Here is a 23,277-nt window from a genome sequence, read left to right as displayed (position 1 = left end):
ATGTACGAGTTTCTCCTTGAAATTAACTGTCGGGCAGCCATGTTGCCCATCCATGTTCTATAGTGCCGGGCGTATATGGCCCCTGCGATCCTGCAGATAACCTGGCCTCGATTTAAAAGCGTGCAGCAAGGCACGATGGGTTAGGGTTGTGGTCGAACCGTTGAATCAAGCATTTGAAAGGACATAGCCATGCTGGACTGGAAAAAACGTGAGGGCACAGCCCGCGAGTCGGTCAAAGAGACGAAAACACAGTCGCGTGGTTATTTCAAAAGCATCCTGTTGAGCCGCTCAATCGCAGTGCTGGTAGGTATCTATGTCGTGGTCTGCCTGGGATTTGGCTGGTACTGGAGCCAGGAGCCGGACCTCTTTCCCGTGCAGCAAAACGCTCAGTTAGCTGCCGAGAAAGAAGGCAAGCAGATGGTGCCGGGCTTCACGACCGTCGAAACCCTGAAAACCGTCGCCGGGACATTGCTCAACAAGCCGGGCGGCTATCTGTCCAATGACCGTTTTCCACCGGGCATTTTTCTGGACAACATTCCAAGCTGGGAATATGGCGTGCTGGTGCAAGTGCGCGACTTGACCCGCGCCCTGCGCAAGGATTTCGCCCGTTCGCAGTCGCAGTCGGCTGAAGACGCGGATCTGGCCAAGGCTGAGCCGCGCTTCAACTTCGACAATAAAAGCTGGATGCTGCCTTCCAGCGAATCCGAATACCAGGAAGGCATCAACTCCCTGAGCCGTTATCAGGCGCGCCTGTCTGACCCGAACCAGAAAAATGCACTGTTCTATGCCCGTGCCGATAACCTGAACAACTGGCTGGGCGATGTGGGCACCCGCTTGGGTTCATTGTCGCAACGCCTGTCGGCCAGCGTAGGGCGGGTCAAGCTCAACAGCGCGCTGAAGACTGAAAGCCTGCAACCTGGCCAGGTTCCGGTGGTTGACGAAGAAGTGGTCGAAACACCGTGGATGCAGATCGATAACGTGTTCTACGAAGCCCGCGGTCAGGCCTGGGCCTTGTCGCACTTGCTGCGTGCCATTGAGGTCGACTTCGCTGATGTGCTGGCCAAAAAGAACGCCACGGTGAGCGTGCGCCAGATCATTCGCGAGCTGGAAGCAGCGCAAGAGCCGGTCTGGAGCCCGATGATCCTTAATGGTAGCGGTTATGGTGTGCTGGCTAACCACTCGCTGGTCATGGCCAACTACATTTCCCGCGCCAACGCGGCGGTCATGGATCTTCGTCAATTGCTGTCGCAAGGCTAAATCATGCCTATTTCAGCCTTGGAGGCCGCGCACCGTGCGGCCTCCGATGTCGAGCAAGTGGCTTGGGTCGATCGCGACGACCACCTGCTGGGCGGCTTGCCGCGCCGCGAACTGCGTGAACGCGGCCTGATCGGTCGCGGTACGTTCATCCTCTTGTTCAACTCTGCCGGGGAACTCTGCGTGCATCAGCGCACCCTGAGCAAAGCGTTATATCCCGGATTTTGGGATGTGGCGGCGGGCGGTATGGTCGGGGTTGATGAAACCTACGCCGAATCAGCCGCCCGTGAACTGGCAGAAGAACTGGGCGTGAGTGGTGTGGCGCTGACGGCTCACGAACGGTTTTACTTCGAGGGCCCGCAAAACCATCTGTGGTGCGCGGTGTTTTCGGCCGTGTGGGACGGCCCGCTGCAGGTGCAACCCGAGGAAGTACAGAGCGCCTGCTTTATGCCGGTGGCCGAGGCGTTGCGCCTGAGCGGGCAGCAGCCTTACTGCCCGGATTCGCTGGATGCGCTCAAGCGTTACCTTACCCAAATCAACACGGCGTAGGTCGCTGCGCAGTTGCCCCTGTGGGAGCGAGCCTGCTCGCGAATGCCGTTCGCGAGCAGGCTCGCTCCTACGGTTGAAGTCCATGTGGCCCTTGCGCAGATTTTTACGCCGATTGGCTATTGGGCAGCAGCGATTTTGTCGTTACACTGCGCGACCTTTTTCAGGCTCAGGCGTTTTTCCCGCTTGAGTTGCGCTGCCCCTGCCAGAGTGGGGCTTCGCGGTCGGTATACCTTGGCGCAACAGCGTCATGCACCGGCCAATTATTTGTCCTCCGAATGAGGATTGCCGGTGGCCAAAAAAGCCGCATCCTTCGCCGCCCTTGGTGGCTTGGTATTTTCCACCGACGCAGGTCGTCACTGTCCGGACTGTCGCCAGCCAGTAGACGCCTGTACCTGCAAACAAACCCTGATCCCCGAAGGTGATGGCATTGCTCGCGTGCGTCGTGAAAGCAAGGGCCGTGGCGGCAAGACGGTGACCACCATCACCGGCGTGCCGCTGCCTGAAGACGCGCTCAAGGAGCTGGCCACCACGTTGAAAAAACGTTGCGGTACCGGCGGGGCGCTGAAAGACGGGATCATCGAGATCCAGGGCGATCACGTCGAGCTGTTGCTTGGCGAGTTGCTCAAACACGGATTCAAAGCCAAGAAATCCGGCGGCTAGCAGCCTCTGTGAAAACCACCGCGCAGTTGGTCTGACGCCTTCAAGGGCTGTCAGATTGTGCTCGCCATGGTTTTCACAGAGCCTGTTATCACGGGTTTCTAAACTCGGCGCTGTTGTCAGGGTCTGACTAATCGTCACTTTCACACTTTAGACTGCACCAGCCTGCTTTCAGGCTGGGCTATTTGACTTATTTATAGGGGACTTCGATGTCCGTACGACGCACACGCAAAGACGATGGCAGCCAATGGACAGTTGCGGACAGCCGCAGCGTTTATGGGATTCGCCATTGGGGGGCCGGGTATTTCGCGATCAATGAAGCCGGTCGCGTAGAAGTCCGTCCGAACGGCCCGAACAGCTCGCCCATCGACCTGTACGAGCAAGTCGACGAACTGCGCAAGAACAGCGGTTTGTCCTTGCCGTTGCTGGTGCGTTTCCCGGATATCCTGCAAGACCGTGTACGCCAGCTGACCGGCGCCTTCGATGCCAATATCGAGCGCTTGGAATACCAGAGCAAGTACACCGCGCTGTACCCGATCAAGGTGAACCAGCAAGAAGCCGTGATCGAAAACATCATCGCCACCAAAGATGTGTCGATTGGCCTTGAAGCCGGCTCCAAGCCTGAGCTGCTGGCCGTGCTGGCGCTGGCCCCGAAAGGCGGCACCATCGTCTGCAACGGTTACAAGGACCGCGAGTTCATCCGTCTGGCACTGATGGGCCAGAAGTTGGGCCACAACGTCTTTATCGTGATCGAGAAAGAATCCGAAGTAGACCTGGTGATCGAAGAAGCGGCCTCGCTCAAGGTCAAGCCACAGGTGGGTCTGCGCGTACGTCTGTCGTCCCTTGCTTCGAGCAAGTGGGCTGACACCGGCGGCGAGAAATCCAAGTTCGGTTTGTCTGCCGCGCAGTTGCTGTCGGTGGTTGAGCGTTTCCGCACTGCGGGTCTGGATCAAGGCATCCGCCTGCTGCACTTTCATATGGGCTCGCAGATCGCCAACCTGGCGGACTACCAGCACGGTTTCAAGGAAGCGATTCGTTACTACGGTGAACTGCGCAACCTCGGCCTGCCGGTTGACCATATCGACGTGGGCGGCGGTCTGGGCGTGGACTACGACGGTACGCACTCGCGCAACGCCAGCTCGATCAACTACGACATGGACGATTACGCCGGTGTTGTAGTGGGCATGTTGAAGGAGTTCTGCGATGCGCAAAACCTGCCGCACCCGAACATCTTTTCTGAAAGCGGTCGCTCCCTGACCGCACACCACGCCATGCTGGTGGTGCAAGTGACCGACGTCGAGAAGCACAACGACGACGTGCCGGTTATCGAGAACAAGGAAAACCTGCCGGAAACCGTGCAGTGGCTGGTGGACCTGCTGGGCCCGACCGACATTGAAATGGTCACCGAAACTTACTGGCGTGCCACGCACTACATGAGCGACATCGCTGCCCAGTACGCCGACGGCAAAATCAACCTGGCGGAAAAAGCCCTGGCCGAGCAGTGCTACTTCGCTGTGTGCCGTCGCCTGCATAACTCGTTGAAAGCGCGTCAACGTTCCCACCGTCAGGTGCTGGACGAACTCAACGACAAGCTGGCCGACAAGTACATCTGCAACTTCTCGGTGTTCCAGAGCCTGCCGGACACTTGGGCGATTGGCCAGGTACTGCCGATCCTGCCGCTGCATCGTCTCGACGAAGAGCCGCTGCGCCGTGCTGTGCTGCAAGACCTGACCTGCGACTCCGACGGCAAGATCAAGCAATACGTCGACGAGCAGAGCATCGAGACCAGCCTGCCGGTTCACGGGTTGAACGAAGGCGAAGACTACTTGCTGGGTATCTTCCTGGTGGGCGCTTACCAGGAAATTCTCGGTGACATGCACAACCTGTTCGGTGATACCGACTCGGTGAACATCTACCAGAACGCCGATGGCAGCGTGTACCACGCCGGGATCGAGACCCACGACACCATCGAAGACATGCTGCGCTACGTGCATTTGTCGCCTGAAGAGCTGATGAACCACTACCGCGACAAAGTGGCCAGTGCCAACATCAGCGCCAAAGAGCGTACCCAGTACCTGGATGCGCTGCGTCTGGGCCTGACCCGTTCGTCGTACCTGTCGAGCCACTGATTGCCCGACACAGTCCTCGCTGACTGAAAAACGCTGACCTGCGCACTGCGCGGGTCAGCGTTTTTTTTTGCCTCGGTTCAGGCGCCGAACCATTGATCCTTGCGCTGCATGCGCCACGCATAAATGCCCAGGGTCAGGCTGCGCAGCACCATAAACAGCAGAAAACTTATCCACAGCCCGTGGTTGCCATAGCCGTGCAGTGCCCAAGCGACGGGGAGGGCGATAATCACGCTGATGACCATTGCATCGCGCATTTCCCGGGCGCGGGTGGCGCCGATAAACAGCCCGTCGAGCAAATAGCTCCACACTGCAATCAGCGGTAGCAAGGCCAGATACGGCAGGTACTGGAAGGCTGTTTCACGCACGCTCGGGATGTCGCTTTGCATCTCGATAAACAGATGCCCGCCCAACAGGAACAGCAGCGCAAAGGCCAGGCTGGCCAGCAGCGACCAGCCGCAGGCCACCACCATCGAACGGCGCAAAGCAGTGCGATCGCGAGCGCCGATTGCATGTCCGCATAGCGCCTCGACGGCGTGCGCCAGACCGTCCAGGGCATGGGCGGCCAACAACAGGCCATTGAGCAACAGCGCATTGGCCGCCACCGTGGCGTCGCCCAAGCGGGCACCTTGCAAGGTGATGGCAAAAAACACCGATTGCAGCAGCAGGCTGCGGATAAAAATATCGCGGTTGACCCCCAGCAGTGGCTTCCAGTTGTGCCAAACGCGCAAGGCGGCCCACACCAGCGTGCCGGGAAATTTGCGCAATGCTCCGCGTGTCAGCCACAAACCGAGCAGGGCGCCGCTCCACTCGGCAATCACCGAAGCCCGCGCCGAACCGGCCACGCCCCAGTCCAGACCGAGTACAAACCACAGGTTGAGTGCGATATTGACCAGATTGGTGGTCAATAGAATCGCCAGTGGCGCTCGGGCGTTTTGCGTGCCCAGAAACCAGCCCACCAGGGCATAACTGGCCAGGGCAGCCGGTAAGCCAAACAGGCGGATATAGAAGAAGTCCAGGGCCAGGGCGTGCAGTTCGGCCGAGGGCTGCATCAGGCTCAGCGCCACCCCGCTGAATGGAATCGCGATGGCCCCCAGCAGCATCGACAGCAATACACTGAGCAACAAGCCTTGCAGCAGGATTTGCCGCAGAGCGGTGCCATCTCCACGGCCTGCGGCCTGCGCGGAGAAGCCGGTGGTGCCCATGCGCAAGAAGCCCATCATCCAGGCCAGGAAGATATACAGGCTGGCGCCCACGGCCACCGCGCCCAGTTGATGCGCGTGGGGCAGGTGGCCGATCACGGTGCTGTCGACCAGCGCCACCAGCGGCACGGAAATATTCGACAGGATCATCGGCGCTGCCAGCGCCCACACTCGGCGATGGGTCGGTCGGTCACGCCAGTCGGCGAGTAGAGAAGATGACATGCAGGCTCCTTTGGGGAGCGTGATTGTAACCTGTGGGAGCGGGCTTGCTCGCGATGCAGACAACGCGGTCTGATCGGTTGGCCGCAGTGATGCCATCGCGAGCAAGCCCGCTCCCACCCAAAAGCCGGGCCAGCATCTGCGGGGGAGAACCAATCCCCTGTTCCACAGTCAATCTGACCAGTGCGCCTGTGGTTCATGGCGCGCTGTTATATAGTCGACCCCTTCAATGCCCAGTCAAACGAGTACACCATGCTTAACAAAGGATTGTTCCTGGCCTGCACGCTGGCGCTGTTGAGCGCTTGTGATTCTTCCAGTGTCGACAAACCCGCAGCGCCCAAGGTTGCCGCGAGCCAGTCGGCCAAACCGGTGCAGGACGTCAAGGTCCTGGCCGAACGCTATGCCGGGCGCGAGTTGAGTGTGGTGGATGTGTCCGAAGTGCAACTGGACGGTGCCAGCACCTTGTCCGTCAGCTTTTCGGTACCACTCAATCCAGAGCAGAACTTCGCGGACACGCTGCATCTGGTGGATGCCAAAACCGGCAAGGTCGATGGCGCCTGGGAGCTGTCGGATAACCTCATGGAGCTGCGCCTGCGCCACCTTGAGCCACAGCGCAAACTGATCCTCACCGTTGACCCCGGTCTGCGCGCCGTCAACGACGCCAAACTGGCCGCCGAATACGTCAGCCGCCTTGAAACCCGCGACCTGCAGCCCACGGTCGGTTTCGCCAGTCGTGGCAACTTGCTGCCCACCCGCCTGGCCGAAGGCCTGCCGGTGATCGCGCTGAACGTCGACAAGGTAGATGTCGAGTTCTTCCGGGTTAAACCCGAATCACTGCCGGCATTTCTTAGCCAATGGGGTCGCAACAGCAGCCTGCAAAGCTACGAAGCCAAGGACCTGCTGAACATGGCCGATCTGGTGTACGGCGCTCGCTTTGACTTGAACCCGGCGCGTAATACCCGTGAAACCCTGATCCTGCCGACTTCCGGGATCAAGCCTTTGCAGCAGCCGGGGGTGTATCTGGCGGTGATGACTGCGTCGGGCAGTTATAGCTATTCGACCCCGGCGACCTTGTTCACCCTCAGCGACATTGGCCTTTCCGTCCATCGCTACCAGAAGCGCCTGGATGTCTTCACCCAAGCGCTGGAAGGCGGCAGCGCCCTGGCCGGTGTCGAGCTGGAGTTGCTCGACGGCAAAGGCCAGATGCTTGGTCAGGGTAAAACCGCCAAGGACGGTCACGCGCAACTGGCCCTGCCACCCAAGGCCGAAGTGCTGGTGGCGCGTCAAGGTGATCAGACCAGCTTGCTGCGTTTGAATACGGCAGCGCTGGACTTGGCCGAGTTCGATATTGGTGGCCCGCAAGCGCACCCGTTGCAGTTCTTTGTGTTTGGCCCGCGGGATTTGTATCGTCCCGGTGAAACCGTACTGCTCAATGCCTTGCTGCGCGACCGTGACGGCAACCCGGTCAAGCCGCAGCCGGTCAGCGTTGAAGTGCGCCGTCCGGACGAACAGGTCAGCCGCAAGTTTGTCTGGTCGCCGGATGCCTCGGGTCTGTATCAGTACCCACTGCAACTGGCTAGCGAAGCACCGACCGGGCGCTGGCAACTGGTGTTCGATTTCGGCGATGGCAAGCCGCAGCTGTATGAGTTTTTGGTCGAGGATTTTTTGCCCGAGCGCATGGCGCTGGAGCTTAAAGGCAGCGACACGCCGCTGAGCCCTGAGCAAACGGCTGAAATTCAGGTGACGGGCCGTTACCTGTACGGCGCTCCGGCAGCGGGCAATCGCTTGAGCGGTCAGGTCTATGTGCGGCCATTGCGCGAGGCGGTCAGCGCCTTGCCGGGTTATCAGTTTGGTTCGGTAACAGAAACCGAACTGACTCAGGATCTGGAACTGGACGAAAGCGTCCTCAATGCCGAAGGCAAGGAAACCATCAGCCTTGAAAGTCAGTGGAGCGATGCCAAATCGCCGCTTCAATTGATTGTTCAAGCCAGCTTGCAAGAGTCTGGCGGGCGCCCGATTACTCGGCGTCTGGTGCAGCCGGTGTGGCCTGCGGAACGACTACCGGGGATTCGCGGTTTGTTTGAGGGCACTGAAACCGATGGCGATGGTCCGGTTGAATTTGAACTGTTGGTTGCCGACAGCCAGGGCAACAAGCTGGCCGCCGATAACCTCAAAGTGCGACTGGTGCGCGAGCGCCGCGACTACTACTGGAACTACTCGGACAACGATGGCTGGAGCTATCACTACAACGAGAAGTTTTTGAACCTTAACGAAGAAACCCTCAGCCTCAAGGCGGGCGACACCGCCAAGGTCAGTTTCCCGGTGGAGTGGGGCCCTTACCGGGTTGAAGTCGAAGACCCGAAAACCGGCTTGATCAGCAGCCTGCGTTTCTGGGCTGGTTATCGTGCCCAGGACAACGCCGAAGGTGGTGCCGTGCGCCCCGATCAGGTCAAGCTGGCGCTGGACAAGGCCGCCTATGCCGATGGCGACACGGCCAAAGTCACGGTCACACCACCTGCGGCAGGTAAGGGTTACTTGTTGGTTGAAGGCAGCGATGGCCCGCTGTGGTGGGAAGAAATCGAAGTGCCCGCCGAAGGTAAAGCCTTCGACATCAAGCTCGACCCGAGCTGGGCGCGTCACGACTTGTACATCAGCGCACTGGTCATTCGCCCCGGTGAACGCAAGACCAATATCACCCCTAAGCGTGCTGTTGGTGTATTGCACCTGCCGATCGATCGCAGCCAGCGCAAGTTGGCGCTGAGCCTGGACGCGCCGCAAAAAATGCGTCCCAAGCAACCGCTGACGGTAAAAATCCAGGCTAAAAACGCCGATGGCAGCATCCCCAAGCAAGCCCATGTACTGCTGGCCGCAGTGGATGTGGGCGTACTCAATATCACTGAATACCCAACCCCTGACCCATTCGCCAGCCTGTTTGGGCGCAAGGCCTATGGCGCGGACCAACTGGATATCTACGGGCAACTGATCGAAGCCGGGCAGGGCCGTCTGGCCAGTCTGGCGTTCGGTGGTGATGCGGCGCTGGCCAAGGGCGGCAAGCGACCTGCCACCAGCGTGACCATCGTCGCGCTGCAAAGCGCACCGGTGACGTTGAACGAACAGGGCGAAGGCCAAATCAGTGTGGATATCCCCGACTTCAACGGCGAACTGCGGTTGATGGCCCAGGCCTGGACCGATGATCGTTACGGCATGGCCGAAGGTAAAACCGTGGTCGCCGCGCCGCTGGTGGCCGAGCTGGCCGCACCGCGCTTTTTAGCTGGTGGTGACGAGACCCGGCTGGCGTTGGACTTGTCCAACCTCACCGACAAACCGCAAACCCTGCAAGTGAAGCTCAACACTGAGGGCCAACTGAGCCTGCTGGGCGATGCGACGCAAAACGTGACGCTGAGCCCCGGCCAGCGCAGCACCTTGCAGGTGCCGGTCAAGGCCCTTGGTGGTTATGGCACGGGTCAGGTCAAGGTGACGGTCAACGGTCTTGATCTGCCGGGTGAAACCCTGGCACCGTTCACCCGAGAGTGGACCCTGGGTGTACGCCCGGCGTATCCAGCTTTGCTCAAGCATTACCGCGCTGTGCTCAACGATCAACCGTGGAGCCTGCCCGACGTCGAGCTGCAAGCCTTTGAACCGGCCGGGCGCGAAGCCTTGCTCAGCTTGTCGAGCCGTCCGCCGCTGAACCTTGGCGAGCAGATCCGGGCGCTCAAGGCCTACCCGTACGGCTGCTCCGAACAAACCACCAGCGGCCTGTACCCGGCGCTGTATGCCGATGCCGCGTTACTGCAACGGCTGGGCCTTGAAGGCGAGCCGGACGCGGAGCGCAAACGCAAAATCGAATTAGGCATCGAGCGCCTGCTGGGGATGCAGCGTTACAACGGCAGTTTTGGCCTGTGGGGTGCAGACGGTCAGGAAGAATACTGGCTCAGCGCCTATGTCACCGACTTCCTGCTACGCGCCCGCGATCAAGGCTACGCGGTGCCGCCCGAAGCGCTGAAAAAGGCCAGCCAGCGTTTGCTGCGCTATGTGCAGGAACGCAACCTGATCGAAGCCGACTACAGCGAAAACCTCGAACACACCCGCTTTGCGGTGCAGGCGTATGCGGCGATGGTTTTGGCCCGTAGCCAGCAAGCTCCGCTGGGGGCCCTGCGCAGCATCTTTGAACGGCGCAGCGATGCCCGTTCGGGCCTGCCATTGGTGCAGTTGTCGATTGCCCTGCAGAAGATGGGCGATCAGCCGCGAGCCGATCAGGCGCTGGTGGCAGGCCTGGCCGTGACTCGCAAGGCGGATCAATGGCTGGGCGATTACGGCAGCCCGCTGCGCGATCAGGCGTTGATTTTGGCCCTGCTGGAAGAAAACAACCTGATGAGCGGCCAGCGCGAGCAACGTTTATTCGATCTGTCCGATCAACTGGCGGCGAGCCAATGGTTGTCGACCCAGGAGCGCAATTCGTTGTTCCTCGCCGGTCGCGATCTGCTGAGCAAACCTGAAGCCAGCTGGACAGCGCAGCTCACCAGTGGCAGCCAGACCCGCGAGCTGAACAACGCCCAATCGGGCATCAAGCTCGATGGGCCGTTGCTGGCCTCGCCCCTGACCTTGCGCAACCAGGGCAGCACGCCGATTTATCAACAGCTGACGATTTCGGGCTATCCACAGCAAGCCCCGGCGGCGGGTGGCGAGAACATGAGTATTCGCCGTGATTATCTAGGCATGAACGGTGAGCCGCTGGACCTCAAGGCGCTGAAAAGTGGTGATCTGGTACTGGTGCATCTGGCCGTTACGGCCAAGCAGCAGGTGCCGGATGCGCTGGTGGTCGACTTGCTGCCTGCGGGCCTGGAGCTGGAAAACCAGAACCTGGGCCAGAGCGCGGCCAGCCTTGAAAACGCCAGTACCCAGGTCAAGCAATGGCGTGAGTCGATGCAGAACGCCAGCGTAGAGCATCAGGAATATCGCGATGACCGTTACGTGGCGGCACTGAAACTGGATGGCTATGGCACCACGCACCTGCTGTACCTGGCCCGTGCCGTGACCCCAGGGACATACCGCGTACCGCCACCACAAGTGGAATCGATGTACCGTCCCAACTGGCAGGCCGTGGGCGAAACACCAGGGGATATGGTGATCAAGGGCCGGTAATCATGTTTGTGTAGCCGCTGCCGCAGGCTGCGATGGGTTGCGAAGCAACCCCAAACAAAGTCCTGTGGCCCTTGGCGCAGCCTTCGGCAGCGGCTACAGAGATACTTCAAGCGTGGGAGCGAGCCTGCTCGCTCCCACTGGGGCTTGACCTGGAACAGAGTATCTACGGGGTTTGGGTGTTTAGCTGATGATCCAGCTAAGTACCCACAACCCCAGTAGTAACCAAATCACCCCGCCGATGATCGAGGCGCGCATAAAGGCGCGTACGGCGTTGTATAAAAACAGTAGGCCGATCACCAAAATGGCAATGCTGATAATCGAGGTTTCCATGCCCAGCGCACGGCCAAGACCGTCGACAAAGTTACTGCCGGCGTGGCTCAGGCCACTGAAAATGCCACCCAATCCTTCAACGATAAAGCGAATGATGGCCCCGAACATTTGCCCCAGGCTTTCGAAAAACCCTTCAACTTGCATGTGTGTATCCCGATGAGTAAGGCGGCCACTTTGCCAGATATCGACCGTGGGCGGCTACGCATCGTGAGCTGGATAGTCGCTTGCCTGTTGCTGGTGTGCACATTGCTGTGGCTGGCTGACCGAATTTGGCCGCTGCCCTTGCCCCAGGATGATCAGGCCCGCGTGGTGTTGGCCGAAGACGGTACGCCGTTATGGCGCTTTGCCGATGCCAACGGCGTGTGGCGCTACCCGGTGCAACCCAGTGAAGTGTCGCCGCTGTACCTGGATGCCTTGCTGACTTACGAGGATCGCTGGTTTTATCAGCACCCAGGGGTCAACCCTTTGGCGCTGGGGCGCGCGGCCTGGCAAAACCTTACCGGCGGGCGGGTGTTGTCGGGCGGCAGCACTCTGTCGATGCAGGTTGCGCGTTTGCTTGATCCCCACGAGCGCACGCTGCCCGGCAAGCTGCGTCAGCTGTGGCGCACCGCGCAGCTGGAATGGCACCTGTCCAAGGATCAAATTCTCACCCTGTACCTCAATCGCGCACCGTTTGGCGGCACTCTGCAGGGCGTTGCGGCGGCCAGTTGGGCGTATCTGGGCAAGTCCCCGCTGCAGCTCACCCATTCTGAGGCCGCGTTGCTCGCTGTGTTGCCGCAAGCGCCGAGCCGTCTGCGTCCCGACCGTCACCCGGGGCGGGCGCAAGTGGCGCGGGACAAAGTGTTGCGCCGCCTGGCCGAGTACCGGGTATGGCCGCAGTCGGCCGTGAACGAGGCGCTGGAAGAACCGCTGCTGCTGGCGCCGCGTCTGGAACCGAGCCTGGCGCCGCTGCTGGCGCGGCGGCTTAATCGGCCCAACAGTCCAGCGTTGATTCGCACCACGATTGACGCCAACTTGCAGCGCCGACTCGAAGACCTGTTGTTGGGCTGGCGCGCCCGTTTACCCGAGCACACTTCGGCGGCCATCGTAGTGGTCGAAACCGAGAGCATGGCGGTACGCGCCTATCTGGGCTCGGTGGATATCAACGATACGCGTCGCTTTGGCCACGTCGACATGATCACAGCCATGCGCTCGCCGGGCTCTACGCTCAAGCCGTTCTTGTATGGAATGGCTATGGATGCCGGGCTGATCCACTCCGAATCGCTGCTGCAGGATGTACCCCGACGCTATGGCGACTACCGTCCGGGCAATTTTTCCATGGGTTTTAGCGGGCCGGTCTCGGCCAGTGCGGCGCTGGTCACTTCGTTGAATCTGCCCGCCGTGCAGTTGCTGGAAGCGTATGGCACCAAGCGCTTTGCCGCCGATATGCGCAATGGAGGTGTGCCATTGAGTTTGCCGGCATTGGCCGAGCCCAATCTGGCGTTGATCCTCGGCGGTGCCGGCAGTCGTCTGGAGGATCTGGTCAGCGGCTACAGCGCCCTGGCGAGAGAAGGTCGCAGCGCCAATTTGCGTCTGCAACCGAGTGACCCGTTACACGAGCGACGCATGCTCTCGCCCGGTGCAGCGTGGATTATCCGGCGCATCCTCAGTGGTCAGGCGCGCCCCGATCGCGACCCGCACGCCGAATTGGTGCAGCGCCCCCTGCTGGCCTGGAAGACCGGAACCAGCTACGGCTTTCGCGATGCCCTCGCGATAGGGGTAGCGCCGCGCTACTTGATCGGCGTGTGGATTGGCCGCCCGGATGGCACGCCCGTGCCGGGGCAGTTTGGTCTGGCGTCGGCGGCGCCCTTGATGTTGCAAGTACACGATGTGCTGAGTAACCGCGACAGCCAGCGCGGTATTGTCGCGCCAGTGCAGGCCGTGCCGGCCAGCGTCGCAGTGGCTGCGATTTGCTGGCCGCTGGGTCAGCCCATGAACAAGGGCAATCCCGATTGCCGTCGCCAGCGTTTTGCCTGGACGCTGGATCACACCACGCCCCCGACCTTGCTTGCAGCGGATCAACCACTGGGTGTGGGCCTGCGTGAAACCATTTGGGTCAACCCGCAGGGCTTGCGCGTGGCAGCGCAATGCGCCGGTGCGCAGCTGCGTGAAGTGGTGTTATGGCCTGCACCGCTGGAACCCTGGCTACCCCGTGTCGAACGGCGTGAGGCGCGGTTGCCGCAGGCCTCCAGGCAATGCCCGCCCCCGGCCTTGAATGCGGCTGCGCCGCTGTCGATTGTTGGTGTACGCGACGGTGACCGCCTGCGTCGTCCGGCAGCCAGTCAGGAAGTGTTGCGCCTGGCGTTATCGGCCTTGGGCGGAGACGGTCGGCGCTGGTGGTTTATGAACGGTGCCCCGTTGGGTGTCAGCACTCGGCAAGAGGTGCTCAACACCACGCTGCAACAGACGGGCCGTTATGAACTCAGTGTGCTCGATGAAACCGGGCAGACGGCGCGTGTTGAATTCAGCCTGGTGGAATAAGTGGCAGTTTCCGGTTTTTTGCACCCTACGCGTCAGCGGGCAGGCCATTAATTATGCCTATATCTAAAGTGGGCTTGTCGCGCTCGGTTACTTGTTGGGTGAGCAATAACATTGATAAATAAAGTTGTTTTGTCGTCGAGTAGATCCAAAGTATTAGTCCATAAGGTGGATGCGCTCGTCTGTATATAAGGGGTTAATACCAAGTTGTGAATTGTTTGATTTTGCTCGTGGCGTTGTCATGTCTGTAACCGATGAAATTATCCCTGACGCAGAACAGGGAAGTTTCGAACTCAGGCATAACAGGTGCAGGGCATTGATCATGAACACTCAACTTTGGTTGAAAACCAGTACGGCTTTGCTGTTGGTAATGACCGTCAGCCTGGCAGGTTGCAGCAGCGGCGGTGGCGGTTCCAAGAGCTATGTGGCTAGCAATAGCGGCTCTGGCGGTGGTGGCTCCGGTGGTGGCGGAACTGGCGGTGGTGGTACTGGTGGTGGCGGAACGGGCGGCGGCGGTACAGGCGGTGGAGGTACTGGTGGTGGCGGAACTGGCGGTGGTGGCACGGGCGGTGGCGGAACCGGCGGTGGTACAGGCGCCACGCCTCTGGTGACAGGTCAGGTCGTAGGGCAAGTCGGTACAGCCGTAGGTGGCGTGGGCAGTACTGTCAGCGGTCTGGGTAGCACGTTGAACGGCGTCCCGGTCGTCAGCACCCTGGGTGGCGGTCTGGTGGTGAATACTGGCAATGCGGTGACCTCCGTGACGGATGGTCTTACCCACGGTCTGGGCACACTGGGCACCGACAAGGACTCGCTTGGCCTTACCGTGGCGGGTGCCACCCATGCGGTCAGTGATGTAGGCAAAGGCGTCTCGTCAGTTGGTACGGGCTTGAGCACTGTGCTCGATAACACCCCGATCAGTCAGATCCCGCTGGTGGGCGGCGTCGTCGGCAAGGTGACCGACACCACAGGCGGACTGGTAAATAAAGTGGGCACTACCGTGACCATGCTCGGCAATACACTGACCACCAACGTGACCAGTGGCCAATTGGGGCAGGTCACCGGTGGTGTGAATGACAAAGTCCTGGTGCCGGTCATTTCACTGGTGGAAAACGTCACGGGCAAAGTGGGCACGACCACAGGTCTCGGGGCTCCCGTGGACGGTTTGTTGAACAAGGTCGGCGGCGTTGTCGGTGGGCTCGGCACCAAAGTGGCAACAACCGGCGACAACAACCCGGTGACCTCCCTGGTTGGCGGCGTGCTGATCGGTGTGGGCGGTGTGGCTGACAAGGCGGGTGGTTACGTGAACCCGGCGTCCGGCAATGGCACAGGTACGGCTACTGGTCTGGGTGGTCTTGGCGGATTGTTGGGTCTTGGAGCAGTCGCCGGTACAGGTTCAGGTAGTGGTACTGGTGCTGGCCAAGGCGGCTTGCTAGGTCTGGGCGGTGGTGGCTTGCTGGGTATCAAACTGGATTCAAGCAACAACAACTCAGTGGGTGCGACGGTAGGTGCGGGTGGTGGTGCAACAGGTGGTTTAGGTGGTCTGGGTGGTGCTCTTGGGGGAGTGCTTGGCGGGTTGGGCAACTTGGGCAAGAAAAACTGACGCTATTGCACCTGGCCGGTTCGACGGCCGTATCTACAGCGCCTACGCTTGGTTGGGACGGGAGATTCGGATGAGTCTCTCGTCTTTTTTCATGTACAGGTTGTAGGACTGATGCTGGGGCAACTTCACGAAACACTCAAAAAAGATGAAGTCCCTTCGTCATGCCGCTGTAGTTGAACATGGAGAGTCTTATGCGTAATTGCATTCCTTTTTTATTCTTGGCACTGGCCCCGCATGCAGGTGCCGACATCCTTCCGCGTTTCCTCAACAGCAACGACAGCATGCAAAGCTTGCCCACGCCCAACTTGCCGGTAGACGCTTATCGCCCGTCAGCGCCTGCGCTGGAGTTGCCCAAGGCGGGTGCCGCCGAGGCTCAGCCATTGTTGATGGGTACCCGGCTGACCATCCGCAAGTTGCAGATTGAAGGCGGTACGGTCTACCCGCTGCCGGAATTGGCCGCGGTGTTCAAGCCGTTGTTGGGCCATGAAATCACCTTGGCGCAATTGATTGAGGTGACGCGCGGCATTACCCAGCGCTACCAGACTGACGGCTATTTGCTCTCGTATGCATTTTTGCCACAGCAGGATTTCGATCAGGGGCTGGTACGTGTGGTACTGGTAGAAGGCTATATCCGTGATTACCAGGTTGACGGTGATGTTGGACGGGTCAAAGGCTTTATTGATGAGCTGGTAGACAAGCTCAAGGGCGAGCGCCCGCTGACCCGTAAAACCTTTGATCGCTATAGCACGCTGATGAGCCGGATTCCCGGCGTGACCTTGCAGGCGCAAGTACCTCCGCCTGGCACCACCGACGGTGCATCGACATTGCATATTGGTGCCAGCCGTAAACCGTTCACTACCAGCATGAGCTTTGTCGAAGGCAGTCGCGATAGTACTCAGGCACTGTTCGGGGCCAGCAGCAACTCGCAAACGGCCATGGCTGAACAGCTGACCCTGAGCGGTTTGTTTCCCCCGGGCAAAGACAAGGAGCACTACTACCGCCTCGATTACAGCCAGTACTTGAACGCCGAAGGCACACAGCTAAGCGTGTATGGCGCCAGTTATCGCAGTGATCCGAGCACCAGTATCGCTACCAGCGATGGTTTTGAGCTCAAGCCCCATCGTGAGAATGACCGTTTCTCGATAGGCGTCAGCCATCCGCTGATAGCCGCGCCTGATCAATGGCTGAGCGTCGCCGCCCGGTTGTATGGGGTGAACGACACTACTGACTACAACGTGGTCGGTTATGGGCAGACCATCAGCGAAAAAACCAACGTGCGCGCACTGGCGTATGAAGGCGATTGGCGCAAGTCCGATGCCAGGCAGTTACGCATCTTGAGTGCCGGTGTGTACCAAGGGATCGATGGTTTGGGGGCCAAAAGCGAGAGTAATCTGACCGGCAGCCACTACGATCTGGACTTCTTCCGGTTGCGTTTGTCGGGGGTGCAAAGTGACGGCTTTCTGGATAACTGGCAGGGCGTAATGTCAGGTGCCTTGTACTGGACCGACGACAGTTTGCCTGACAGCGAGCGCGCAGTATTTGGCGGGCAGAACTTCGGCCGTGGCTATCCGGACGATCAGGCTTCGGGGGACAAGGGTTGGGGGGTGGCCTATGAACTGAACTACAGCTTTAACCGTGACGGGGAATGGGTGAAGTTGCTGCAACCTTATGCGGTACTGGACAGGGCCAAGACCTGGTACAACGAACTGCCATTAAAAGGTTCAGACATGTCTTCGGCGTCCGTGGGGATGCGTTTTGGTGACAGGCGTTATTACAACATTGCTCTGGAAGTTGCCAAGCCGATGTCTGATATTGCGCTGGACAGCTTTAACCGTAGCCCGCGTTATACGTTGAGCTTTAGTTACCAGTTGTAGGGGTATATATGTAGCTTGGCGGAACCGTTTAACCCCACGGAAGTTGTTGGTAATTGTGGTCTTTCAAGAGTTGGAAGATTACGGTTTTCGGCAACTTTTGTGGGGTTTTTGTACGGCGAAAATATAATTAAGGTCAGGGTTGGTGCAACGGGGGAGGCGAGGGGAAGAGGGTGTTTAGAGTATCTAGCAGACGCACGTGGTAGATGGGTTTGCGGAACAGATCCAGTACGTGCAGGCGCAACAGATCGCTGACATCGCCCATGTCGGCGTGCCCGGAAATAACGATGACCGGTAAATGCTGGCGCGATGCATGTTCCTGCAGGCGCTTGATCAGCGCTATGCCGCTTTCTTCCGGCATGCGCAGGTCAGTGATGACCAGTGCAATATCCGAATGCCGGGCCAACTGCTGAAGGGCGAGTCTGACTGACGTTGCCGTAAAGCAACCAAAGCCCTCGCCCTCCAACAGCTCAGCCAACTCCAGCAGTGCGTCCTCTTCGTCATCCACCAGAAGGAGCTGTTGGCGCGGCGAAGAGGTGCTCATAGTAATGACTCATAGTGAGTTATAAAGTTGGCGGCCCCACTAAACGTTATCAGGCCGGAGGTGTGAGTCCGGTTTTAATAGTGGTGAATACGTTTTTTACAGCAGTTTGTATGTCGGGTGAGAACCCGGCAATAACAACGGCTACCATCGCAGCAATAACAGCGTACTCAATACCCGAAGCACCGTCAGTACGTTGGACGAACTGTTTGACCTGGCGCGACAAGAATACCTGAGTAGGCACGTACACTCTCAGAACAGTATTTAACATCATCTGACTTCTCCTTAGTGCACCGAGGTGGGCACTGCAATGGTGCGGCTTGATTGCGATCTGCCATCACAGCATTGGCAATAAAGTATTTTAAAGCAACTGTAACAATGGACTAATCATAAAGTATTAATTCTAATTAGCCGTCGAAAAGTGTGTGTTAAATCAAATTATTAAAAATTAAGTAAAGATTTTTAGTTCCAATAATGGCATTTTGATTTCTCTGCGCTATTTTCAAGTAACGAAGTGGGTTGCATCGGCGTTATTTGTTCATAGCTGCCTGATTGCGAATTGGTTTTTTAGTCTGCAGTACGCCGTAAGAAAGGGAGTTTGTGCATGAACAATCGACGCAGTTTAATACTCGCCGCGATTTTGTTTGTTGGGGCTATTGCTGCCGGTTATTGGGGCCTGGTATTGAGTCGGCAACAGCCGATAGCTGCACTTCCGGTCACTCAGGTAATCGAGCAGGGAGTGGTGGCGGCTGAAGACACGACCCGCAAGCCAGTGGTGGTTTTAGCCCATGACGTGCCTCCGCATGTGGCCTTGACGGCCGCCGATGTGACCCTGGAGAAATTGACCACTGTGCCTGCCGGCAGCCTCACCGCGATTGATCAGGCGGTGGGCCGTACCCCTTGGCGTAGCCTGAGTGCAGGTACTTGGCTCAATGAGCAGAGCTTTGATATGGGCGGCCCGTTGGCGCGGATGATTCGCCCCAATGAACGCGCACTGGCGGTAGCGATTGACGAAGTGACCGGCGCGGGCGGGCAGCTAACGCCGGGTGACTACGTCGATATCCTGCTGTTTCTGCGGCAGGACACCGCCAACCCGCAGCAATCGGCTCAGGTGGTATTGCCTGCGGTTCGCGTGTTGAGCGTGGGGGATGATTTGGGTCTGACCAACGATGGTCAACTGGCCTCCCAGCCGAAGAGTGCCGAGGAAGCGCTCAAGCAGGAACAGCGTCGTGCCAGCGCGCGCACCGCAGTACTGGCGGTTCCTGAGCCACTGCTCAATCAACTGATGCTTGCCACACAGGCCGGCACTCTGCGTCTGGCGGTGCGCAGCGCTCAGGAGCAGCGTTTGAGCAAGTATTGGGCGGGCGAACAGGAGGCTTCCAATAACCTCGATAACGCCAAGCGCAGCCTTTATCAGTTCAATCAGTTAGCCATGTCCGGCCCGGTAAAAGGCCCTGTCACTGGCAACCCCGGCGGCGCCCCTCGTGTGCGCGGTATCGAAATTATTCGCGGCAACCAAACGGCTAAGTAGCCTGCCCGATAAAAATCCTGATCTTCAAGGAAGCCCAGCATGAGCCATCGTTGCGTTCCGTTGTACAAGCGTGCTGTCTGGACTCTGATCTTGAGCAGCCTGCCTTTCGAAATGGCCTTGGCCGTTCCAAATAATTGCGCGGCACTCAGCCAGTTTCCAGCGGTACTGGAAGTGGCCCAGGGTGGCCAGCAGGCACAGGATTCGCCAGTCAGCATTTCCCGTATTGCGGTGGGTGACCCGACCATCGCCGATGTTCACGCCAATGGCAGTAATGCCTTTTTGCTCACCGGCATGGCGCCAGGTACTACCAGCCTGATGGTTTGGACCGCCTGCTCGAAAACCCCTCGCCAGAGCATGATATTCGTCAAGGGCAAGGCCACCGGGGGCTTTACCAGTGCCTCACTGTCACCGTCAGAAGACTCCACGCTGCCGGTACAGGTACAAACCGATATTCGCTTTGTCGAAGTCAGCCGCACCAAGTTGCAGGAAGCCAGTACCTCGATCTTTGGTATGGGCAGCAACTTTTTGTTCGGCTCTCCGGGTTCATTCCTCAGTACGGCTGAGGGGGTGATCACGGGCGGTCCTGTTGCCAACAGCAAGTATTTCAACATCGGTTTTGGCGGTGGCAAGGTCAAGGCCATGATCAACGCTCTGGAAGGCAGCGGTTTTGCCTACACCCTGGCGCGACCAAGCCTGGTGGCAATGAGCGGGCAGAGTGCGACCTTTCTCGCCGGTGGTGAAGTGCCGATTCCTGTGCCCAGCAGCGGCAGCGATAACGTCTCGATCGAGTACAAGGAGTTTGGTATCCGTCTGACGCTGACCCCAACCGTGGTCGGGCGTGATCGCGTCATGCTTAAAGTGGCGCCAGAGGTTAGTGAACTGGACTACACAAATGCGGTGAATATCGCCGGGACGCTAGTACCGGGCCTTACGGTTCGTCGTACGGACACCAGCATCTCCCTGGCCGACGGCGAGAGCTTTGTGATCAGTGGTTTGATCAGTTCGCGCAATACCTCACAGGTGAATAAATTCCCGGGGCTGGGAGATATCCCGATTCTTGGCGCGTTTTTCCGCGACTCCAACATCAGTCGCGAAGAGAAAGAGCTGCTGATGATCGTGACGCCGCACCTGGTTCAACCGTTGGCGGCCAATGCGCAGCTGCCGTCCTTGCCCGGTGAAAATCTACGCAATTACGACCCTAACTGGTATCGCTTGTATTTCCTCGATAACGGCAATGCCAATCGCCGTAGTGGGTTATCACAATGAGCCAAAACCTGAGCCAGACGTTTCTCGCGCTAACGCGCAACAACACCGATCTTGAATGGTTGCAAGGTGCGCTGGCGCCGCTGGGGCAAGTGGTAGGTGCAGGCAGCAGTAGCCTGGACGAACTGCTGGCATTGGTGGATGTGACCTTTGCCGGGTTGATTTTTGTCGGCCTGGACCGCGACAAGGTGGTGGCCCAGTGCGCGCTGATTGAAGGCGCACTGGAAGCCAAACCGATGCTGGCCATAGTTGCCCTGGGCGACGGCATGGACAACCAGTTGGTGCTGAACGCCATGCGTGCGGGCGCCAGGGATTTTGTGGCCTACGGTTCGCGTTCCAGTGAGGTGGCGGGGCTGGTTCGGCGCTTGAGCAAGCGCTTGCCTGCAGTCGCGCCGAATGCTGAGCTGGGTGGCCTGAGTGTGCTGTTCAGTGCGCAATGCAATGCCGACGGCGCGTTGCTCGCCAGCCACCTGGGGCTGGTGGTGCAAAAGCATGATCAAAAAACCCTGTTCCTGGACCTGGGCGTGCCCCGTGGTGATGGCCTGGCATTGATGGGGCTTGAGAGTTCGTTCTTTTTTGGCGATGCCTTGCGCCATCTGCGACGCCTGGACAGCACCTTGATTGACAGCGCCTTTACCAAGGCCGCGGGCGGTCTGCGGATTTTGGCCCACAGTGACAACGACGAGCCTCTGGAACTTACCAGCGCTGCCGAGTTGTATATGTTGCTTAGCGCCTTGCGTCAGCACTTTCAGCACATTGTGGTGAACCTCACGGGGCAGCCCGACAGTGAGGCATTACGCACGTTCGTCAGTCATTGCGACACCCTGCTCTGGTACACCGACCAAAGTGTGCTCGACTGCCGTCGTAACCTGGACGTGCTCAGCCTTTGGCGCGCCAAGGGCATGAAGCTGGAGCACGCGGGGTTGTTGGTCGATCGTTATCTGCGCGGTGTGGCACCTGATGCCAACGCGCTGGCCAAGAGTTTTGGCTTTCCGGTTCTGGCAACGCTGCCGTTGAGCCCGGAACTGCGGATCAATGCCAAAAATCAGGCCGCCACCTTGTTTGATCTGGGCCCGCGAGAAGCCCTGAGTCTGGGCCTGAAAAAACTCGGTGAGCGGCTATCCAGGCGTTCGCAGTTGCCCGGGCAGGTATCGTCCGGGCCTGCCATGTGGTTGAACCGCCTGTGGGGCTCAAAATGACCAATGAACAGTTGTTCGGCTCTGGCCTGTACAAAGACGGTCATGCGGATCACGACGGGCTGAAACTGGTACTGCATCGCTACATCATTGATGCCATTGAGGAGACCGGGAAAAACCTGCTGGAAGATTCGCGTCTGGTTCTGGCGCAGTTTGTCACCGAGCGGGTTGCGGAGTATGTGTCGCGCCTGCACCTGGCTATTTCCCGTTATGAGATGGAGCGGCTGGCCGAAGAAATCGTCGATGAATTGACCGGTTTTGGCCCGCTTGAAGTACTGCTGCGAGACCCTGCCGTTACCGAAATTCTGGTCAACGGCCCGTATCGGGTGTTCGTTGAACGCGAGGGTTTGCTGAGTCAAAGCGACCTGCGTTTTATCGACGATCATCACGTCGAACGGGTCATGCAGCGCATCCTGGCACCGCTGGGTCGGCGCCTGGACGAATCCTCGCCGATGGTCGATGCGCGCATGCCCGATGGCAGCCGGGTGAACGCGATCATTCCGCCGATTGCGCTGGATGGTCCTTGCCTGTCGATTCGAAAGTTTCGCAAGGACATGCTTAAAAGCAGCGACCTGGTGGCGATGCAAACCATCGACCAGTCGATCTTCGAGTTTTTCCAGGAGTCGGTGGGCAAGCGCTGCAATATCTTGATCAGCGGCGGTACTGGCACCGGTAAAACCACACTGCTGAATATTTTGAGCCAGCTGATCAACCCTCACGAACGGCTGGTCACCATCGAAGACGTGGCTGAATTGCAGCTGGGTCACCCTCACGTAGTACGCCTTGAAACGCGTCCGCCAAATGCCGAAGGGCATGGCGAAGTCAAAGCCAGCGACTTGATTCGCAACGCCCTGCGGATGCGTCCGGACCGCATCATCCTCGGCGAGATCCGGGGTGTGGAAGTGCTTGATGTATTGACGGCGATGAACACCGGTCACGATGGTTCGATGAGCACCGTGCACGCCAACACCGCGCAGGATGCGTTGTTGCGTCTGGAAACTCTGGTCGGCCTGACGGGCCGCACAGTGGCGGAAAAAACCTTGCGCCAGATGATCTGCGCCGCACTCGACGTGATCATCCAGCTCACGCGTATGCCGGATGGCCGGCGTTGTGTCAGTGAGGTGCTGGAGGTGGTGGGGGTGCGTGACGATGTGTATGTGACCAACACCCTGTTCCGGCTGGATAAGCGCACTGGCTTTGGCTTTATGCGTGAAGCCGTGAACCCGGCAGGCGACAAGTTGCGTCGTGATCCCATTTTGAATGCTCACGGCTGAGGTGC

16 protein-coding genes are annotated in these 23,277 nt (G+C 59.0%); 12 read left to right on the top strand and 4 right to left on the bottom strand.

Annotated elements, in window-relative coordinates; genetic code table 11:
• Positions 1-189 precede the first annotated feature (189 nt).
• The 4 genes from N7D90_RS21680 (at position 190) to speA (ending at position 4,589) form a co-directional block, all read left to right on the top strand.
• Positions 190-1,257, top strand: coding sequence for a DUF2333 family protein (locus N7D90_RS21680; protein ID WP_261739895.1), 1,068 nt, complete (start codon positions 190-192; stop codon positions 1,255-1,257).
• Between the two features lie 3 nt (positions 1,258-1,260).
• Positions 1,261-1,803 carry an NUDIX hydrolase gene (locus N7D90_RS21675; RefSeq protein ID WP_261739894.1) on the top strand — a complete coding sequence of 181 codons (543 nt, stop codon included), beginning with the start codon at positions 1,261-1,263 and terminating at the stop codon, positions 1,801-1,803.
• 288 nt (positions 1,804-2,091) lie between these two features.
• Entirely contained in the window at positions 2,092-2,463 is a 372-nt protein-coding gene (locus N7D90_RS21670) for a translation initiation factor Sui1 (RefSeq protein WP_261739893.1), read from the top strand.
• A 206-nt stretch (positions 2,464-2,669) separates the two neighbouring features.
• On the top strand, positions 2,670-4,589 hold the full coding sequence (gene speA / locus N7D90_RS21665) for an arginine decarboxylase (protein WP_261739892.1): 1,920 nt from the start codon (positions 2,670-2,672) through the stop codon (positions 4,587-4,589).
• A 77-nt stretch (positions 4,590-4,666) separates the two neighbouring features.
• On the opposite strand, the gene N7D90_RS21660 is transcribed toward speA, so the two are convergent.
• A complete protein-coding gene (locus N7D90_RS21660) occupies positions 4,667-6,010 on the bottom strand; it encodes an MATE family efflux transporter (RefSeq protein ID WP_261739891.1) in 1,344 nt (447 codons plus the stop codon).
• 249 nt (positions 6,011-6,259) lie between these two features.
• Here N7D90_RS21660 and N7D90_RS21655 point away from each other — a divergent pair, with 249 nt between their 5' ends.
• On the top strand, positions 6,260-11,149 hold the full coding sequence (locus N7D90_RS21655; RefSeq protein ID WP_261739890.1) for an alpha-2-macroglobulin family protein: 4,890 nt from the start codon (positions 6,260-6,262) through the stop codon (positions 11,147-11,149).
• Between the two features lie 180 nt (positions 11,150-11,329).
• Here the strand turns inward: N7D90_RS21655 and N7D90_RS21650 are convergent, their stop codons facing one another.
• Positions 11,330-11,623 carry a hypothetical protein gene (locus tag N7D90_RS21650; RefSeq protein ID WP_261739889.1) on the bottom strand — a complete coding sequence of 98 codons (294 nt, stop codon included), beginning with the start codon at positions 11,621-11,623 and terminating at the stop codon, positions 11,330-11,332.
• A gap of 84 nt (positions 11,624-11,707) precedes the next feature.
• Between N7D90_RS21650 and pbpC the strand changes: the two genes are divergently transcribed.
• From pbpC to N7D90_RS21635, 3 genes are all read left to right on the top strand, one after another.
• Positions 11,708-13,999, top strand: coding sequence for a peptidoglycan glycosyltransferase PbpC (gene pbpC, locus N7D90_RS21645; RefSeq protein ID WP_410012335.1), 2,292 nt, complete (start codon positions 11,708-11,710; stop codon positions 13,997-13,999).
• A 319-nt stretch (positions 14,000-14,318) separates the two neighbouring features.
• Positions 14,319-15,596: a collagen-like triple helix repeat-containing protein gene (locus tag N7D90_RS21640; RefSeq protein ID WP_261739887.1), complete on the top strand. Its 1,278-nt coding sequence runs from the start codon at positions 14,319-14,321 to the stop codon at positions 15,594-15,596.
• Between the two features lie 191 nt (positions 15,597-15,787).
• Complete coding sequence (locus N7D90_RS21635; protein ID WP_261739886.1) at positions 15,788-17,470, top strand: ShlB/FhaC/HecB family hemolysin secretion/activation protein; 1,683 nt, start codon at positions 15,788-15,790, stop codon at positions 17,468-17,470.
• A 133-nt stretch (positions 17,471-17,603) separates the two neighbouring features.
• Here N7D90_RS21635 and N7D90_RS21630 read toward each other — a convergent pair whose 3' ends face one another.
• Positions 17,604-18,011, bottom strand: a complete 408-nt coding sequence (locus tag N7D90_RS21630; RefSeq protein ID WP_261739885.1) for a response regulator — start codon at positions 18,009-18,011, stop codon at positions 17,604-17,606.
• A gap of 49 nt (positions 18,012-18,060) precedes the next feature.
• Complete coding sequence (locus tag N7D90_RS21625; RefSeq protein WP_261739884.1) at positions 18,061-18,282, bottom strand: Flp family type IVb pilin; 222 nt, start codon at positions 18,280-18,282, stop codon at positions 18,061-18,063.
• 330 nt (positions 18,283-18,612) lie between these two features.
• On the opposite strand from N7D90_RS21625, the gene cpaB reads away from it, so the two are divergent.
• From cpaB to N7D90_RS21605, 4 genes are read left to right on the top strand one after another with little or no spacing between them, the layout of a single operon-like run.
• The gene (gene cpaB, locus N7D90_RS21620; protein ID WP_261739883.1) at positions 18,613-19,539 is read left to right on the top strand and encodes a Flp pilus assembly protein CpaB; all 927 of its coding nucleotides are present in this window, start codon (positions 18,613-18,615) and stop codon (positions 19,537-19,539) included.
• Positions 19,540-19,578: 39 nt separating this feature from the next.
• The gene (locus tag N7D90_RS21615) at positions 19,579-20,805 is read left to right on the top strand and encodes a type II and III secretion system protein family protein (RefSeq protein WP_261739882.1); all 1,227 of its coding nucleotides are present in this window, start codon (positions 19,579-19,581) and stop codon (positions 20,803-20,805) included.
• A complete protein-coding gene (locus N7D90_RS21610; RefSeq protein ID WP_261739881.1) occupies positions 20,802-22,001 on the top strand; it encodes a pilus assembly protein in 1,200 nt (399 codons plus the stop codon). Before N7D90_RS21615 ends, N7D90_RS21610 begins: the two co-directional genes overlap by 4 nt.
• Complete coding sequence (locus N7D90_RS21605; protein WP_261739880.1) at positions 21,998-23,272, top strand: CpaF family protein; 1,275 nt, start codon at positions 21,998-22,000, stop codon at positions 23,270-23,272. The genes N7D90_RS21610 and N7D90_RS21605 overlap by 4 nt, the downstream gene beginning before the upstream one ends.
• Positions 23,273-23,277: the final 5 nt, after the last annotated feature.

Source organism: Pseudomonas fragi (assembly GCF_025426255.1).
Lineage (GTDB): Bacteria > Pseudomonadota > Gammaproteobacteria > Pseudomonadales > Pseudomonadaceae > Aquipseudomonas > Aquipseudomonas kulmbachensis.
This window is presented reverse-complemented; position numbering and strand designations above follow the sequence as displayed.

Coding starts and splice junctions, on each gene's coding strand:
- N7D90_RS21650 (WP_261739889.1), bottom strand. CDS start 11,623: ATGCAAGTTGAAGGGTTTTTCGAAAGCCTGGGGCAAATGTTCGGGGCC.
- N7D90_RS21635 (WP_261739886.1), top strand. CDS start 15,788: ATGCGTAATTGCATTCCTTTTTTATTCTTGGCACTGGCCCCGCATGCA.
- N7D90_RS21655 (WP_261739890.1), top strand. CDS start 6,260: ATGCTTAACAAAGGATTGTTCCTGGCCTGCACGCTGGCGCTGTTGAGC.
- N7D90_RS21625 (WP_261739884.1), bottom strand. CDS start 18,282: ATGATGTTAAATACTGTTCTGAGAGTGTACGTGCCTACTCAGGTATTC.
- N7D90_RS21610 (WP_261739881.1), top strand. CDS start 20,802: ATGAGCCAAAACCTGAGCCAGACGTTTCTCGCGCTAACGCGCAACAAC.
- N7D90_RS21605 (WP_261739880.1), top strand. CDS start 21,998: ATGACCAATGAACAGTTGTTCGGCTCTGGCCTGTACAAAGACGGTCAT.
- N7D90_RS21615 (WP_261739882.1), top strand. CDS start 19,579: ATGAGCCATCGTTGCGTTCCGTTGTACAAGCGTGCTGTCTGGACTCTG.
- N7D90_RS21630 (WP_261739885.1), bottom strand. CDS start 18,011: ATGAGCACCTCTTCGCCGCGCCAACAGCTCCTTCTGGTGGATGACGAA.
- N7D90_RS21680 (WP_261739895.1), top strand. CDS start 190: ATGCTGGACTGGAAAAAACGTGAGGGCACAGCCCGCGAGTCGGTCAAA.
- cpaB (WP_261739883.1), top strand. CDS start 18,613: ATGAACAATCGACGCAGTTTAATACTCGCCGCGATTTTGTTTGTTGGG.
- N7D90_RS21660 (WP_261739891.1), bottom strand. CDS start 6,010: ATGTCATCTTCTCTACTCGCCGACTGGCGTGACCGACCGACCCATCGC.
- N7D90_RS21640 (WP_261739887.1), top strand. CDS start 14,319: ATGAACACTCAACTTTGGTTGAAAACCAGTACGGCTTTGCTGTTGGTA.
- N7D90_RS21675 (WP_261739894.1), top strand. CDS start 1,261: ATGCCTATTTCAGCCTTGGAGGCCGCGCACCGTGCGGCCTCCGATGTC.
- speA (WP_261739892.1), top strand. CDS start 2,670: ATGTCCGTACGACGCACACGCAAAGACGATGGCAGCCAATGGACAGTT.